The 16,041-nt window shown below is 58.7% G+C and carries 13 protein-coding genes; 3 read left to right on the top strand and 10 right to left on the bottom strand.

The annotated features are described in order from the left end of the window. Positions 1–69: 69 nt before the first annotated feature. Together HMPREF2712_RS08140 and HMPREF2712_RS08135 are read right to left on the bottom strand one after the other, a co-directional pair. Positions 70–723, bottom strand: a complete 654-nt coding sequence (locus HMPREF2712_RS08140) for a potassium channel family protein (RefSeq protein ID WP_049337396.1) — start codon at positions 721–723, stop codon at positions 70–72. Next, the gene (locus tag HMPREF2712_RS08135) at positions 724–1,590 is read right to left on the bottom strand and encodes a potassium channel family protein (protein ID WP_049337398.1); all 867 of its coding nucleotides are present in this window, start codon (positions 1,588–1,590) and stop codon (positions 724–726) included. A gap of 193 nt (positions 1,591–1,783) precedes the next feature. Between HMPREF2712_RS08135 and HMPREF2712_RS08130 the strand changes: the two genes are divergently transcribed. The 3 genes from HMPREF2712_RS08130 to dxs all read left to right on the top strand — a co-directional run bounded on the left by HMPREF2712_RS08130 (position 1,784) and on the right by dxs (position 8,119). Continuing rightward, positions 1,784–3,919, top strand: coding sequence for an APC family permease (locus HMPREF2712_RS08130; RefSeq protein ID WP_070616487.1), 2,136 nt, complete (start codon positions 1,784–1,786; stop codon positions 3,917–3,919). Between the two features lie 222 nt (positions 3,920–4,141). Then, positions 4,142–5,821, top strand: a complete 1,680-nt coding sequence (locus HMPREF2712_RS08125; protein WP_070616485.1) for a class I SAM-dependent RNA methyltransferase — start codon at positions 4,142–4,144, stop codon at positions 5,819–5,821. Positions 5,822–6,046: 225 nt separating this feature from the next. Further along, positions 6,047–8,119: a 1-deoxy-D-xylulose-5-phosphate synthase gene (dxs, locus tag HMPREF2712_RS08120; protein WP_083309682.1), complete on the top strand. Its 2,073-nt coding sequence runs from the start codon at positions 6,047–6,049 to the stop codon at positions 8,117–8,119. A 183-nt stretch (positions 8,120–8,302) separates the two neighbouring features. On the opposite strand, the gene HMPREF2712_RS08115 is transcribed toward dxs, so the two are convergent. From HMPREF2712_RS08115 to HMPREF2712_RS08080, 8 genes are all read right to left on the bottom strand, one after another. Then, on the bottom strand, positions 8,303–8,860 hold the full coding sequence (locus tag HMPREF2712_RS08115) for a Rieske (2Fe-2S) protein (RefSeq protein ID WP_070616483.1): 558 nt from the start codon (positions 8,858–8,860) through the stop codon (positions 8,303–8,305). Positions 8,861–9,073: 213 nt separating this feature from the next. Continuing rightward, positions 9,074–10,339, bottom strand: a complete 1,266-nt coding sequence (locus tag HMPREF2712_RS08110) for an HRDC domain-containing protein (RefSeq protein ID WP_070616482.1) — start codon at positions 10,337–10,339, stop codon at positions 9,074–9,076. 217 nt (positions 10,340–10,556) lie between these two features. Next, positions 10,557–11,033 (bottom strand): peptide-methionine (R)-S-oxide reductase MsrB, encoded by a 477-nt coding sequence (gene msrB, locus HMPREF2712_RS08105; RefSeq protein ID WP_070616480.1) that lies wholly within the window; start codon positions 11,031–11,033, stop codon positions 10,557–10,559. Positions 11,034–11,120: 87 nt separating this feature from the next. After that, complete coding sequence (ybaK, locus tag HMPREF2712_RS08100; RefSeq protein WP_070616652.1) at positions 11,121–11,621, bottom strand: Cys-tRNA(Pro) deacylase; 501 nt, start codon at positions 11,619–11,621, stop codon at positions 11,121–11,123. A 251-nt stretch (positions 11,622–11,872) separates the two neighbouring features. Continuing rightward, a complete protein-coding gene (locus HMPREF2712_RS08095) occupies positions 11,873–12,883 on the bottom strand; it encodes a YeiH family protein (protein WP_070616006.1) in 1,011 nt (336 codons plus the stop codon). A 99-nt stretch (positions 12,884–12,982) separates the two neighbouring features. Beyond that, positions 12,983–13,465: a DUF6318 family protein gene (locus tag HMPREF2712_RS08090; RefSeq protein WP_005509043.1), complete on the bottom strand. Its 483-nt coding sequence runs from the start codon at positions 13,463–13,465 to the stop codon at positions 12,983–12,985. Between the two features lie 186 nt (positions 13,466–13,651). After that, positions 13,652–14,416: a hypothetical protein gene (locus HMPREF2712_RS09205; RefSeq protein ID WP_246828702.1), complete on the bottom strand. Its 765-nt coding sequence runs from the start codon at positions 14,414–14,416 to the stop codon at positions 13,652–13,654. A 458-nt stretch (positions 14,417–14,874) separates the two neighbouring features. After that, a complete protein-coding gene (locus HMPREF2712_RS08080; RefSeq protein WP_005506348.1) occupies positions 14,875–15,585 on the bottom strand; it encodes a DUF6318 family protein in 711 nt (236 codons plus the stop codon). Positions 15,586–16,041: the final 456 nt, after the last annotated feature.

Below are 16,041 nucleotides of genomic sequence, written 5' to 3'. Positions count from 1 at the left end.
GGGTGACCGGGGCTTTCGCCTCCTCAAAACTTATGTATAAACGCTATGCAAAAGCTTGCGCATAAACGCTTAGGCGAACAGTGCGCGAATCTGGTCCTCACCGGCAATGGTCGTGATGAAGAACAGCTCGTCGCCGCCCTCAATCGCCACGTCGGAACTGGGCGGGATTGGCGCGCCGTCACGCAGAATTGCGGTGAGCACCGTATCGGCGGGCCACTGCACGTGGTCCACGCGGTAACCGATGACGGGGTGGTCATCCGGCACGGTGTACTCGGCGAGGGTTGCGCCGCCAGCCTGCAGGGTCAGCAGGCGCACCACGTCGCCGACTTCCACGGCTTCCTCGACGAGGGCGGTCATCAGACGCGGGGTGGACACGGCAACGTCCACGCCCCAGGAGTCGTCAAAGAGCCACTCATTACGCGGGTTGTTCACGCGCGCCACGGTGCGCGGCACACCAAACTCACTGCGCACCAGCAGGGAGACCATCAGGTTTGCCTTGTCGTCACCGGTTGCGGCAACGACCACGTCCGCCTTGTTCGGGTGCACCTGGCGCAGCACGGACAGTTCGCAGGCGTCACCAATATGCCAGCGCACGCCGGGCAGATCGGCGCGCTTCTTGACTTCGGGCTTGGAGTCGATGATGGTCACGTCGTGGCCGTTCATCATGAGCTCTTTAGCGATGGAGGCGCCCACGGAGCCGGCACCAACAATGAGGACCTTCACTTACTTCTCACCTTTCGAGGAATCACGATGGCGGCCGATGAGCTCGAGGGGGTCGGGCAGCTCCGGGGGAGTGTCACCGAGGTGGAATTCATGCTCGATAACGGGGCCGTCGTTGTGCGCCTGCTCGGCGGGTTTCTTCGGGGCGTGGGGGTGCTTGCGGTGGCCCGAGGCGGGGGCGTAGTTCGCCTCCACTTCTTCGTCTTCAACGCGCGGCGGGCGGGAGAGAATACGGGTTACGTCCGCAACGTCGTCGGTGCGCATCATGACGTGCACGCTATCGCCCTGCTGGTAGGCGGAATCGGGGCGGGGGAGCATGCCCTCACCAAAGCGGGTGATGTAGGCGATGCGCACCCCGGCGGCACGTTCGATACTGGTCAGGGCGTGACCCGCCCAACCGTCGTCGAGCGGAATCTCGGTGAGCATGAGGCGGCCCGAGGGTTCACGGAAGTCGCCCTTGAGCGCCTGCTCGGGCAGCAGGCGGCGCAGCACCTGGTCGGTGGACCAACGCACCGAAGCGACCGTGGGAATCCCCATGCGCTGGAAGAATTCGGCGCGGTTCGGGTCGTACACACGCGCCACAACGTTCTTCACCTTGAACATTTCGCGTGCCACACGGGCGGCAATAATATTCGAGTTATCGCCCGAAGAGACGGCGGCAAAAGCGTACGCCTCGGTAATGCCGGCACGCTTGAGGGTGTCCTCATCAAAACCGACACCGGTCACCAGGCGGCCCTCAAAGCCTTTACGCAGCGGCTGGAAAGCACGTTCGTCCTGGTCAATGACGGCGACCGTATGCCCTGAAGCTTCCAGAGTGCGCGCCAGCATGACGCCCACGCGTCCGGCACCCATAATGACGAAGTGAGGCATACATCCCTCCGAGTGTTGATGTTTTACGGTGATAAAGCGTTACCGCCTACCTCTACCAGTGTAATGGGCGGGTGAGCCTCCACGCCGATGCTCCGTGATATTCCGCTCGCAATGCCCACTATTCGGCTGAATAAAATTGAGCTTTGAAGCCGCGACCGATAGCCTTAACAGCGTGAGGAATCGTTGGGATAGGATGCGCATCGCCCTGACCGGTCAGCCGGTCAGCACGCGAAATCTTTCGGCAGTCGCGCTGCCGAAGCGCTACGCCCTGCCTCTTTTCGGTGCCGACGGCATCTCTTCGGTCGCCTACGCAGCCGACCAGATGATCCTGACTCTTGCCGCCGCGGGTGCCTCTGCGCTCGCTTTTTCACCCTGGATTGGTTTGGGTGTGGCGATGGTCGGTCTGCTGGTGATTGGCACGTACCGGTACAACATCAACCAGATTGCTTCCGAGGGCGATATTCAGCTGGTGCACCGCAAACTGGGTGCGTTGCCCTCAATCGTGATGGGTGCATCCTCGCTGATGGACTATATGCTCACGGTGGCGGTGTCTATGTCTTCGGCGTCCTCATTTTTGGTGGCGCTGTACCCGCAGATTCAGGATTGGCGCACCCTCATTGCGGTGCTGCTCATTGTTGCCCTGACGCTGTTTGCGTTGCGTGGCGTGCAGTTGCTGGGAAAAATCGCATACTGGCCGCTGTATGTTTTCTTGGCGCTGTTGGGGGTCACCCTCATTGTGGGTTGGGTTCGTGCCGCCACGGGTACGCTGCCGCTGGCTGAATCGGCGACCTACGTGATTGCCCCTGAGCTGGAGACCCATTCGCTGGAGGGCCTGGCGCTGGTGCTACTTCTGGCGCGTTCGTTCTCTGCCGGCCTGGTGGCGTTCTCGGGTGTTTCCACGATCTCTAATTCGGTGAAGTATTTCCGCCGCCCGAAGAAATATAACGCGGCGGTCACCATGATGCTGATGGGCCTGATCACCTCGGTCCTGCTGGTGAGCCTGCTCGGTTTTGCGGCGGCAACCCGCGTGCACATGGTGCACGATACGACCCGTTTCTTGTTCATTGACGGGCACACACCGGGGGAGTATTTCCACCAGAAGCCGGCGCTGTACCAGGTGGCTTTGGCGATTTACCAGGGTGCACCGTTCTTCGCGCAGCTGCTGGTTTTTGCGACGGTGGGCGTGCTGATTATTGCCTCGCTGACGGCGTTTACGGGCTTCCCGGTGATTGCCTCGTCGCTTGCTGATTACCAGTACCTGCCGGTATTCTTCCGCAGCGTGGATTCACGCGGCCTGTACGCGAACGGTGTGCTGGCGCTGTCGGCATTCTCAATTTTCCTCACCTGTATTTTCGGTTCGGACGTGTACTCGCTGATTCAGCTGTACATTGTGGGCATGTGCCTGTCCATGATGCTGGTGCAGCTGGCGGTGGTGCGCTACCGCATGCGCCTGCTGCGTATTACCCTGGCGCAGATGCCGCGCCGCGCCCTGCTACGCGATATTGCGGTCTCTACGGTGGGTGTGGTCGTGACCACCGCGGTGCTGGTCACCATCGTGGTGACGAAGTTCGCCGCCGGCGCGTGGCTCTCCCTTGGAATGATTGCCCTGATGGTTGGAGGTATGGTTGTGACTCGCCGCCACTACGATGCGGTGGATGCCGCCCTGGACATCCCCCTGAACGCCGAATCCGTTGCGGATGTGGCGGCCCTGCCTTCGCGTGTGCACGCCATCGTGTACGTGGAGCGTGTGCGCCGCCCGGCGGTTCGTGCCCTCTCGTATGCGCGTGCCGGCCGCCCCTCCACGATTGAGGCGCTGACGGTCAACAACGACCGCGCCGCCCTGGACGTTGTGAAGAAACGCTGGTACGCCCTGGGTATTCCGGTGCCGCTGTCGGTGATTGATTCGCCGTACCGTGACACGGTGGAGGCTGTCGTCTCGTATATTCGCCGCCGCCGCAAGAAGTCGCCGCGCGATATTTTGGTGGTGTACCTGCCGGAGTTCGTGGTGGAGCATTGGTGGCAGCGTATTCTGCACCGCCGCACGGTGCGCCGCCTCAAGCAGGCGCTTCTGCACGAGCCTGGCGTCATGACGGCGACCGTGCCCTGGGCGATGCACGAGGACGAAGTGTATGATGAGATTTTTGATCAGCGTTTACAAAGCGAAGAATCAACGGTAGAAGCAGAAGGCCCAACGGAAGCTGTCGCCCCGAAGATTACTCGTTCAGCCGGTGGAGGCCGCGAGCTGATTCAGAGTAACCGCCACGCGGTGTACCGCGGTCGCCTGCACGAGGCGGACGCTGTGGCGCGCGAGAAGAAACGCCAGCCGTAATAATCGCCCAGCGCCCAGCATGATTGCCCAGCGCCCAGAAATATTTGCCTGGTGCCCAGCCCGGTCAATTGCCCCGTAACTTTGCTTTGAGCACCCCGCATAGCGCCTGGACTTTGCCCTTTGCAACCTATTTGGTGCCCCCTGCGGGGCGTCGGAATCGGAGCAAAAGCACAATCCGGTGTAAAATAGTTCACATTAAGTGATTCTTTAGGAGACAATGCTGTGACTCACCCTGCTACCACGCCTGCCGCCTCCAAAAAAGTAGACGGATACAGCGTCGGGCAGACCCTCACCGTCACCTGTGAGGCACCCGCACACGGCGGCGCCTTCGTAGCGCGCACCGAACAGGGCGTCATCTTCGTGCGTCACGGCATCGTCGGCGAACAGGCAGAAGTGCGCATCACCGCCATCGGTCCCAAGCGCCGCTTCTACTTCGCAGATGTTGTCTCCGTACCCGTACCTTCCCTGGCACGCCGCCCCCACCCCTGGATTCAGGCGGATGCGCTCGCAACCGACGAGGAACGCGCCGCAGCAACCGGTGTACCCGAACTACTCGGCGGCATGGAATACGGTCACATCAGCCTGGCTGAGCAGCGACGCTACAAGACCGATATCGTCCGCACCCAAATCAACCGATTGGGCGGTCTGCCCCTCGAATCGCCCCTGCTGACCAACCTCATCGTTGAAGAGCTGCCTCTGCGCGATAACAGCGAGGGCCTGTCCTGGCGTACCCGCGTGCGCTACAACGTGACTAAGGTCCGCACCCAGCCCGGTAACGAGCCCAGCGACGAGCCCGGCAACCAGAAGAACACCGACCAGAAGAACAGCGTCGGCAAGAAGAGCCCCGCCGTCACCTGGCGCGTCGGTATGCACCCCTACCGCGCCTCCCAGCCCGTACCGGTCGTAGACTTTCCCCTCGCCGCACTCGAACTGCGCAACCTAGAGCTTGAGAAACTGAACCTGCGCGGCGTACGCGAAGTCGAGGCAACCGTCTCCTCCCGCGGTAGGGTCCTCCTGCAGTTCATCGTTGACCCGCGCTTCTCCATCGAAGAGGTCGCCAAGGACATCGAACAGCAGGCAGCCGACGCCTGGGGACTGCTCGCCAAGCGCAAAATCTCGCTCTTCTTCACCCCGCAGTCCACCTCCAACGGCAAGCCCAAGCGCCGCCGCCCCGGCTCCTCCCACACCCCCTACCGCCGCGTACCCGAAGGCGACCAGCTGCTCGGCGCGGGCCTGCGCTCCGTCACCGAAGAAGTCACCTTCGGCTCCCGCCGATTCAGCTACCAGGTATCCGCCGGCGGCTTCTGGCAGATTCACCGCGCCGCCCCCTCCACCATGGTCGGAACCATGCTCACCATGCTCCGCCCGCAGGAAGGCGAATGCACCCTCGACCTGTACGCCGGCGCGGGCCTGTTCACCGCCGCGCTCGCGGACGCCGTGGGCGCAACCGGTACCGTGGTCAGTATTGAGGGCTCCCCGGTGACCCATAAGGATGCGCGCTCGAACTTCGCGCCGGATGGTTGCTCCCGCACCGAGAACTCTGCGGACACCCGCATTGAGGTGATTCGCGGCGACGTGGCACGCCATCTGGTGGATTTGAAGACCGCCCTTGAGTTTGGTGAAATCCCCGCTATTGATGCGGTGGTCCTTGACCCGTCCCGTGAGGGCGCGAACCGAACCACCCTGGAACGCCTGGATGCGCTGGACCCCAAGCGTATTCTGTACGTGGCGTGCGATCCGGCATCCCTGGGTCGTGACACCGGTATTTTGCGTGAGTTGGGTTGGGACATGGTGCAGCTTCGGGCGTTTGATATGTACCCGAATACGCATCACGTGGAGTCGGTGGCGCTTTTTGAGCGTGCCCCGGCGAAGCCTCGTCCGCGCCGCCGTCGCACCAAGTAGCGCGCAGCTAGTAGCCGTAACAAAGAAGCAAATAATCGCCGTGTTGGGCGGGTTGGGCTGTTCACCAGCCTGCCCACTAGGGGTTATTTCAGGCCGTTTTCGCTCAACCCGGTGCGTCTTGCTCTGCGGGCACATAAATCTGCTTTTTGGCACCGTAAACGGTAGAATCATTGAAGAACCAACGCACGGAATGAGCCGTGCCCCGACCTTGAGGAGTGTGGGTGTATGTCCGCTGAAAACGCATTGCCGCAGGAGGAGACCCCGAATAGCGCCGCCGGTGGCGCACCCACCGCCGACTACAGCATTGGCAATGGTGCCACTGCCAAGTTGCTCCCGGGTATTCAGTCCCCGGCGGACCTGCAGAACCTCAGCTACGAGCAACTGGAGGAGCTCTCTAAGGAAATCCGCCAGTTCATCGTGACGAACGTGTCGGCGACCGGCGGTCACCTGGGCCCGAACCTGGGCGTTGTGGAGCTGACCCTCGGCATTCACCGTGTCTTCGAATCTCCCAAGGACAATATTCTTTTCGACACCGGCCACCAGTCCTATGTGCATAAGCTGGTGACTGGTCGTCACGCATTTAAGACTCTGCGTCAGAAGGGTGGCCTGTCGGGCTACCCGGATCGTGGCGAGTCTGAGCACGACATTATTGCGTCTTCGCACGCCTCCAGCTCGATTTCGTGGGCTGACGGTATTTCTCGCGCGCACAAGCTCAACGGTGAAGATGACCGTTACACCGTGGTCCTCATTGGTGACGGTGCGCTGACCGGAGGCATGGCGTGGGAGGCGGTGAACAATATTGCTGCCGACCGCACCCGCAAGGTCGTGATTGTGGTCAACGATAACGGCCGCTCCTACGCGCCGACCATTGGCGGTTTCGCGAACCAGCTCTCTGAGCTGAAGCACGGTGTGCAGCAGCAGGTGGATCGCGTGCGCCTCGATCACCGCTACGACAGCGCTCTGGATGCAGTGCGCATCGGTCTGCAGCGTGGCGGCCCCGTCGGTCAGATGGTGTACCGCGGCCTGCACGGCATGAAGGCGGGCATTAAGGACGTCGTCGTACCCAAGGGTATTTTTGAAGACCTGGGTATGAAGTACGTGGGCCCCATTGACGGCCACGACCAGCAGGCTGTGGAGAACGCACTGACCGCGGCGAAGAACTACGCCGGCCCGGTGATTGTGCACGCCATTACCGAGAAGGGCCACGGCTACGCGCCCGCCCGCGCGAATGAGGACGACCAGTTCCACGCGGTGGGCCAGATTGACCCGCTGACCGGTGAGGATGTTTCGACCAGCACCTCCGAGTCGTGGACCGGTGTCTTTGGTCGCGAAATCGCAGATATTGCGGATGAGCAGGAGAACGTCGTCGGTATTACCGGCGCGATGCTGATTCCCGTGGGTCTGCGCGAATTCCAGAAGCGCCACCCCGAGCGCGTTATTGACGTGGGTATCGCTGAGCAGCACGCTGTGGCGATGAGTGCCGGCCTGGCGTACGGCGGCATGCACCCGGTGGTTGCCCTCTACGCTACCTTCCTGAACCGCGGCTTTGACCAGCTGCTCATGGATGTTGCCCTGCATAAGGCGGGCGTGACCGTGGTGCTGGACCGCTCCGGTATTACCGGCCCGGACGGTGCAAGCCACCACGGCATGTGGGATTTGGCGATGCTGCAGTTCATTCCGGGTCTGCACCTGGCGGCTCCGCGTGATGGTGCGACCCTGCGCGAAGAACTGCGTGAGGCTGTAGCTATCAACGACGCACCGACCGTGATTCGCTACCCGAAGGGCTCCGTGGGCGAGGACATTCCCGCCCTGGAGCGCCGCAGCGACGGTGTGGATGTGCTGGCACGCACCGGTGAACCCCACCCGGAAACCGGTCAGCGTGACGTGCTGTTCGTTGCTGTGGGCGCTATGGCTCGCGTGGCTCTGGAAGCGTCCAAGGTGCTTGCCGCCGAGGGTATCCAATCCACCGTGGTTGACCCGCGCTGGGTGATGCCGGTGCCGTCTTCAGTCATTGAGCTGGCTCGCGATCACCGCATTGTGGTGACCATTGAGGACGGCGTGCGTTCCGGTGGTGTGGGTTCGCGCATCCGCCAGGAAATGCGTGCGGCTGGCGTGGATACCGCGCTGAGCGAGCTGGGTCTTCCGGCGGAGTTCATTCCGCACGCTTCTCGCGAGCAGATTCTGGAAGAGGTCGGCCTGACCGCGGAAACCATTATCGCGGACCTGCGTGCGCAGCTGGCTGGCGATAAGGTGCCGTTCGCTCGTGAAGAGGGCCAGAAGCCGCGCCACACCCGCTAAACGGTCGTACCTGAGATGTGCTGCCTAAGCTTCTCTCAGTAGCGCGCCGCAATAGTAGGCATCAGTAGCGGGCACCATAAGACAGCACAAAGCCCCGCCCATCGATTGTGATGGGCGGGGCTTTGCTGTGCGCAGGTCTTGCTGTGTAGAGGTTTTGCCGTACGTAGGTTCTGAGCCGCCGGTTTAGGAATCCTTGGAGGTGTGGGTGACGAAAATTTTGCCGCCCTTCACCTGCACCGGGTAGCTGGTCAGCGCCTCCTCTGCGGGGCCGTGCACGACCGAGCCGTCAGCTACGGCGTACTCGGAGCCGTGGCAGGGGCACACGATGCGGTTGGAATCCTGCACCTGCACCTGGCAGCCCTGGTGGGTGCAGACGGTGCTGAACGCCTTGTACTCACCCGCGGACGGCTGGGAGACGATAACGGTCGTGGAGCCGTGAGTCAGGCGTGCCGCCTTGCCCACGCCCACTGCGGAGGCGGAACCCACCTCAACGGTGCCTTCGGGCGCGGTAACGTTGGAGTCACCTTCAGCGCAGGAGGCGAGCAGCGCACCGGATGCGACGGCACCGGTGATGAGGGTTGCGCGGCGGGAGAAGACGCGAGCAGAAGATTCAATCTCGGCGGTAGCTGCTGCGGCGTCGACGGCATTAGACTCGACTGCGGCAGATGCAGTAGCGCCAGATTCAGTAGCAGGGGAGGCGCATGCCTTCTGAGAGCGGCAGCATCCGTTGGGTGCGGGCATGGTGGTTCCTTTCGTGTACTCTCTCCACCCTATGCCGGTTGGGGACAAAAATCGAATGAGAGCAGGCTAAGCTTGGTTCACGTTTGCACACGAAACAAAATCCCATGGCAAACTACCGAGACATACTCCCGCGAGGCACACAAAGTGCCGGTCGGGCGGTCGCCTCAGCAACACACCCAACCGGCACGCACATCTATTCAACGTTAGAGAAATCTACCCCAGGTGACGGGCAAAAATCGGCGCAATCACAGGGGCAACCAGACCCGTCTGCCACGAACGCGCACCGTACTCAGCGAGCGCATCCCGCAGGGTCTGCTCGTCAAAACGAGCCGGCGGCTCCCAGCAGAGGCGGCGAACATAATCGGTCGTAATCAGGTTCTGCGCCGGAATGGTCAGCTCCTCCGAGAGCTCATCAATTGCCTGACGAACCTCGGTGAACAGCGCCAAGTTCTCGGGGCGCTTGGACTCCCACGCCTTCAACGGCGGCGGGGCAGTCGACGGCAAAGTGAACGGTACGGCGTTCTCACCGCGTGCCGCCGCGGCAATAGCACGCACCCAACGCGGGCCCTCACGACGCAAACCACGCGTCTGAAAACCAGGAATCGACATGATAGCGGGTACGTTACGCGGCATGGTGCGTGCCGCCTCCACAATCGCAGAGTCGGGCAGCAGACGCTTCGCGTCAACGTCCTTCTTACGCGCCAGCGAGTCACGCTCAAGCCACAGGTTACGCAGCGCCGTCAGCTGCTTGACCGAACGCAACATCGTGCGGCCCTTCGTCTTACGCCAACGCTCCGGCTGATCCGTCGGATCTTTCACCGGGGTCTTGCACAGGTACTCGAACTCCTCCAGGGCGTACTGCAGCTTACCCTGCTGGCGGAGCAAATCCTCCAACGCGTCACGCAAATCAATGAGCACGTCAACGTCCAGCAGCGCATAGTTCAGCCACGACTCCGGCAGGGGACGGCGCGACCAGTCTTCCTTCGAGTGCTTCTTCGCCAGCTTATAGCCGAGCAGCTCCTCAACGGTCGCACCCAGGTTCACGCGCTCCAGACCGGCAAGACGCGCACCAAGCTCCGTATCAAACAGACGGTTCGGGCGCATACCGAGCATGTCCAGGCTCGGGAAGTCCTGAATTGCGGCGTGAATAACCCACTCAGCATCCGCCAGAGCATCGTTAATAATGCGCAGATCCTTAAACGCCTCAGGGTCAATCAGGTACAGCTGATCTTCACGCTTAAGCTGCACCAAAAAAGCACGCGAACCGTAGCGGATGCCCTGGGCACGCTCAGTATCAACAGCCACCGGGCCGGACGCCGCCGCCAACTGCTCAGCGGCACGACGCAGACCGCTCTCAGTGGTGATGAGAGTCGGAATCGGTGCGGAAGGGGTCTCCAGAGGAACAACGTCCGGAACTTCGATACCGTTAAGGGTCAGCTGAGGGGTGCCTGCGGCATTCTGTTCAGCTGCGGTACTCATGCACTCAATCCTTTTCCTCTGCCTGGTTCGACGCGCCCATACGATGGGCCAAATGCCCGGGTAGGCGTACGCCCGAGCAAACATGAGCCCGGGCGGGGTGACGTGCCCGCGAAGGCACTACGCCATTCTACCCGCCCGAGCTTAAAGCCTCGAATTTAGAGAGACTCACAATAAGGGGTTCACCTGCGTGCCTGCTGGGGGGGGGTATCGCCGGGGTTTATTCGGCGGATTCCGCCTCGTCAACCGGAGTATCACCAGGCTGTGCTTTATCAGGCGCGGCTTCACCAGCCGGGGCCAGCGTCAGACACACCGAATTAATGCAATACCGCAAATCCGTGGGAGTCGGGTAGCCCTCACCCTCAAACACGTGACCCAGGTGCGAATCGCAGGCGGCGCAACGCACCTCCACACGGCGCATACCGAACGTCGTGTCCTCCAGGTAACGCACACGGTCCTCAGCCAGCGGCGCGAAAAACGACGGCCAACCACAATGCGAATCGAACTTCTGATTGGAACGGAACAGCTCCGTACCGCAGGCACGGCAAGAATACACACCCTCCGTGTGGGTGTTCCAGTACTCGCCCGTGAACGCGCGCTCGGTGCCGCCCTCACGCAGAACAGCGTACTCTTCAGGCTTGAGCACTTCACGCCAGTTCTTGGCGATAGCACCCACGCCGGGTAGCGAATTGCCCATCATGACTCCTTCAGTTTGCTCTCATGCCCAGGCTCCTACGGCATATGTAACGCCGCGGCCGGGCGGATTATTCCCGCTGAGCGCGGACTAAGCGCGGATGTCAGCGTACTTTCCGTTGGTGAGCTTCAGCAGGTCGTCGGGGGCGAGCTCGACGTCCAGTCCACGCTTGCCTCCGGACACCATGATGGTATCGAAGAGCTGGGCGCTTTCGTCCAGGAGGGTGGGGGAGGGGGTCTTCTGACCCAGCGGAGAAATACCGCCCACCACGTAGCCGGTGCGGCGTTCGGCGACCTTCGGGTCGCACATGGAGGCGTTCTTCCAGCCGAGGGCAGCGGCGGCAGCCTTAATGTTCAGCTTGCCAGAGACCGGCACGATTGCGACGGCGAAATCCTTCTCGTGCACAATCAGCAGGGTCTTGAACACCTGCTCCTCGGAAGCACCGAGGTTCTTCGCGGCTTCTTCCCCGAAGGAGGTGACGCCCTCAACGTGCTCGTATTCGCGCATCTGGAAGGGGGTGTTCGTCTCGGTCAGCAGTGCTACGGCGGCGGTTGCTGCGCCGCTCTTCTTACCTTTAGTTTTCTTAGCCATAGACACCATTTTACGGAAGTCACCATGCGCGGATACCTATGCGCTGATACCCATGCGCCGAGAAGCCACATGTGTTTCGAAAAGCCACAATAATGGTGGCTTCTCGAAACACATGTGGCTTCTCAATGGTTATGGGGTTATTTCAGTAACCCTTTTTCCTTCAGCTGCTCTTGAGAAAGCGAGCCAACGACAGTCCAAAATCCATCTGATTTGTCTACGTTCTGAGGTAGCCTTTAGGCTCCCTTTTTTTCTTAGTAAATACCGATGAGTAATTGCACGCCAAGACTAGTCAGGATGATAGCAATCCAGCAAAGGGCTCCAAGAAGAATGGATTTTCCACTGGATTTGATCATAGCAATGAGGTTGGTTTTGAGACCAATAGCACTCATAGCCATGATGATGAGGAATATGGAGAGTTGTTTGAGAGGTGAAAAGAAGCTAGTGCTGACACCGAAAGATGTGAGAAGAGTAGTTAGCAGAGAAGCTAGGATAAAGTAGAGAATGAAAACGGGGAAGATTTTTTTAAGCTTCACTCCTTGGTTGTCGCCTTGTTGACGGCTTTGCCAATAGGAGAGGAAGAGAACGATAGGGATAATAGCTAGAGTACGTGTCAGCTTGACAATAGTTGCAGGCTCAAGAGTGTTTGCATTGTAAAGACTATCCCAGGCACTAGCAGTAGCTGTCACAGAGGAAGTATCGTTGACCGCAGTACCCGCAAAGAGAGCAAAACCTTCGTTGGAAAGATGGAGCCAAGAACCTAGAGTTGGAAAGATAAGAGCTGCCAAGACATTGAAGAAAAAGATAACAGAAATGGCTTGGGCTACTTCTTTTTCCTTGGCGTGAATAACAGGAGCAGTCGCTGCAATGGCAGAACCGCCACAGATAGAAGATCCAACTCCAATCAAGGTAGCTAGCTTTGTATCAAGGTTAAAAAAGCGTTGGAAAAAGAAAGCAATAATTAAAGCGATAGAAATGGTCGAAATGATGACAGGAAGGGAAGATGTTCCAACTGCGAAAACTTGTGAGATACTGAGTCCAAACCCAAGCAAAATAACAGCATACTGAAGCAATTTTTTGGAGCTGTAAGTCAAACCGGCATCCAGTTGTGTATAGGAAGTGAGAAAGGGATGGAGAATCATTCCGATAAAAATGGCGAAAACAGGTGCTCCCACAACAGGCAGAAATCCTCCTAAAACCCAAGAGATGATAGAAATGATCAGACAGACTGACAGTCCTGCCCAATTTTTTGATAGAAATGACATAAAAACCTCCGAAAATAAATACTTCTTATTATAATCTTTTCTGTCAGAAAAGTAAATTAGAAAGTAGGAATACAGACCCAGCCCGGGGAGCGCACCACCTCAGCCTCCGCGCTGATAAAGGCGTTCGATATCCTTGAGGAACTTAATATCCTTCTCGTAGGTATCCAGCATATAGGGCCATACATACTGCATGTCACCGGTCTGAATACCGTAGTTACGGGCTCTGACCCAATCGGCCATCATCTCACGAAGACCAGCAAAGGTTTCAGGGTACTGTTGCGGCTTAGCCTTGGGGAGAGGGACGTTCTGAGCTATACCGTATTCATCAGCTTCACGGTATTCGCCGTCGGGTGCTTTCGAGCCGCCAGAATAGCCGCGGGTAATGACCGGGCTCGGAGTAGCGGAAGCAGAAGCGGCATCGGATGCCGCCGCGAAAGCCGATGCCGATTCGCTCGGTGTGGTGGAGGCAGTGGCTGCCGCCTCGTTATTTGCCTGCTGGCCGCATGCCGCAAGCAGGGCACCAAGACCCAGAAGGGTACCGCCGCTCAGCATTGCGCGGCGGGTCATAATAACGGAAGTCATGGAAGTGTATTCCTCATATCGGTGTGAAGTGTGAATAGGTGGCTGGCTAGAAACCGGAAGACTAACCAGCCGAAGGGAGGAACCCGATAGCTGAGAAGCCACATGTGTTTCGAAAAGCCACAAAAGAAGTGGCTTTTCAGCGAACATGTGGCTTCTCAACGTAAGACCCACGGCAGGAGAACGACCTTACATGTCAGGCCAGTCGCGGTGCAGCGAGTACTCCGTATCCCCGTCACCGTTATCGTTGAGGTGCCAGCGCTGGCCGGTACGGATATCGGCCTTGCGCAGACGCGGGTTCGGGTTATCCTTCTTACCCATCGTGGGGTCGTTCTTGCAGCCCCAACGAGTATCGTCTTCATCGCAGGTGCCGCCGACGCGGCCCACATCGACCCACCACACACGGATTAGCAGCGGGTCACTGGTTGCCTGTGGAGTCACCTTCATCATCTGCCAGGGTCCGCCATCCACGCGGAAGCGAGCCGTGTAGTGCACGGTCGCGTACGCGTGGAAGTTGCCGGAACGCTGGTAGGCGTAGCTGGTTTCCGTTTGTCGCGGACGTTCACGAGGGTAGGTGGCGACCGGTTTACCAGCGGTGTAGTGGGTTGCCTGGTCGCCGTTGCCGTACTCGATGACGTACGAGGAGGGCATGAGTTCAATTTCGACGTGTCCGGCGAGCATGTCTGCTTCAAGGCGGTAGGGGCCACCGTCATCAACATAGAAATTGACCTGGTCACCCTTGTAGACGTTGGGATCGCCTTCTGCTCGGCCAGTGCCTGCGGGGTTGTTGTAGGACTGGTGCAGGGTCGGCTTGCCCGGCTCTAGCGATTGGGCGGCCTCAATGATTTGCGCCATCATTTGTTCCCAGGTGGGGCCATCGTTTGCCTTGGATTTAGTGTCTTGAACAGCCTTGATGTCTGAGGGGATGCAGCTAGCGCTGCTGGGGTTGTGCATTCCCATTGCTGGGCGACCGCGGTCCATGAATCCTGCATCAGTTTCCGGGCTGAGGTTGGTGTGTTTATAGATACCGACTTTTCCTCCAGAGGTTACGCAGTAAAGGACGCCAGGGGTATTTTTGGAGGAGTAGACATCAAAACCACTGGGGTTGTGGCTCTTTTCCCATTCGTGGACTTGGGTTTTTGCTTTTTCCGCTGACTCTATTTCCTGGGTTTTACGTACAGTACCTCCGCCAGAAGAAACCTTGCCGTCAGAGCCTCTAGAAATATTAGAATTAGAATCAGGGCTGGATTTAATAAAAATAGTCTCACATACTTGTGCTGAATTTGGATTATTCGCGGCACATTCAGAGTATGAACTAAATTCCCCCTCAACCCCCCAAGTTGTAGCTAAATTTGAGAATATAAGAGCCGCAGAAATAATGGTAGCTTTAGTAATATTTTTCATGTTATCTACTAATTCTCGGCCTTTGTCGTAGATTCTACAAGCCAGCGGTCTCCGTTGTGGCGCAATTTAATATCCCACATATTGTTGTTATCTTCACTATTTTCATGATTTTCCCAGCTGCCGTCAGGCTCAACATACATAGCGTAAGTCCACTGGCGGTAGGCGCGCCAAATATAGGTCTCCCCGCCCTCAGACCATGGAGCACCATTGGCAATAAAATTATGGGTTCCAGCTACAACCCAGCCACCTCGTTGGTACAGGGAAGAAATCTTTTTATAGAAATCAATCTCTGATGTAAAGGATGGGCTCAAAAATTTAAGGGTTTCAGTGTAGTCTCCAGTCTGGATTGAATAATTTTCATGCAGAATCCATGCCCGGAGAGTCTTTTCCAGCCCGGAAATAGACTTCTCGCGGTAACCCTCTTCGGGCACAGGAGGCTTGGGTACATTCTGTGCAGGTCCCTGCCAGTCGGCCTTACGGTACTCCCCATCGGGTGCCTTCGAACCGCCGGAATAGCCTCGGACAGTAGACGGAGTGGCACTCGCAGAAGGCGATCCAGATGCCGCCGCAGACGCCGAAGCGGTTTCGCTCGGTGCGGCGGAGGCGGTAGCTGCCGCCTCGTTATTAGCCTGCTGACCGCAGGCTGCGAGCAGGGCACCAAGGCCCACAAGTGCGCCGCTACCCAACAGGGTACGGCGGTTGAAAATGGTCGAATCCATAGAAGAAGCGCTCCTATCATCGGTGACGGTGTGATATATGTGCATGTCAGGCCGTTATTCGCAGGTCAAGCTGACCACCGGAAGGGAAACAGCCCCGTAGCGCACCCAACAAACGCATCAATGCGTTATGGAACACTACAGTTACCACCCTACCGCATGTTTGCCGCCGTTTGTATTCTTTTGGGTGCTACAGCGACGAAACATCACCATACGAACACCTCAATGCTTTATGTATCAAATAAGTACCTGCACGCAAAGAATTTACACATAGTGGCGAGTGTTCCCCGGCAAAAGCATCCCCGCAACAGACCAGGGGAGAGGGCTGCGGACCAAAAGAATGAACAGCAAGCTAGGGGAGTAGTTAGAGGGGCAGAGTAATGGCCGATAGGTTTAGGGAATATCGATAGGCTATTGCCTCCTCCGCGGGTTTAAAACCCACGGCGAAGACACTAACCT

It is taken from the genome of Rothia sp. HMSC064F07 (assembly GCF_001837265.1).
Classification (GTDB): domain Bacteria; phylum Actinomycetota; class Actinomycetes; order Actinomycetales; family Micrococcaceae; genus Rothia; species Rothia mucilaginosa.
Note: the sequence above shows the minus strand (reverse complement) of the source record. Positions and strands in the feature narration are given on the sequence as shown.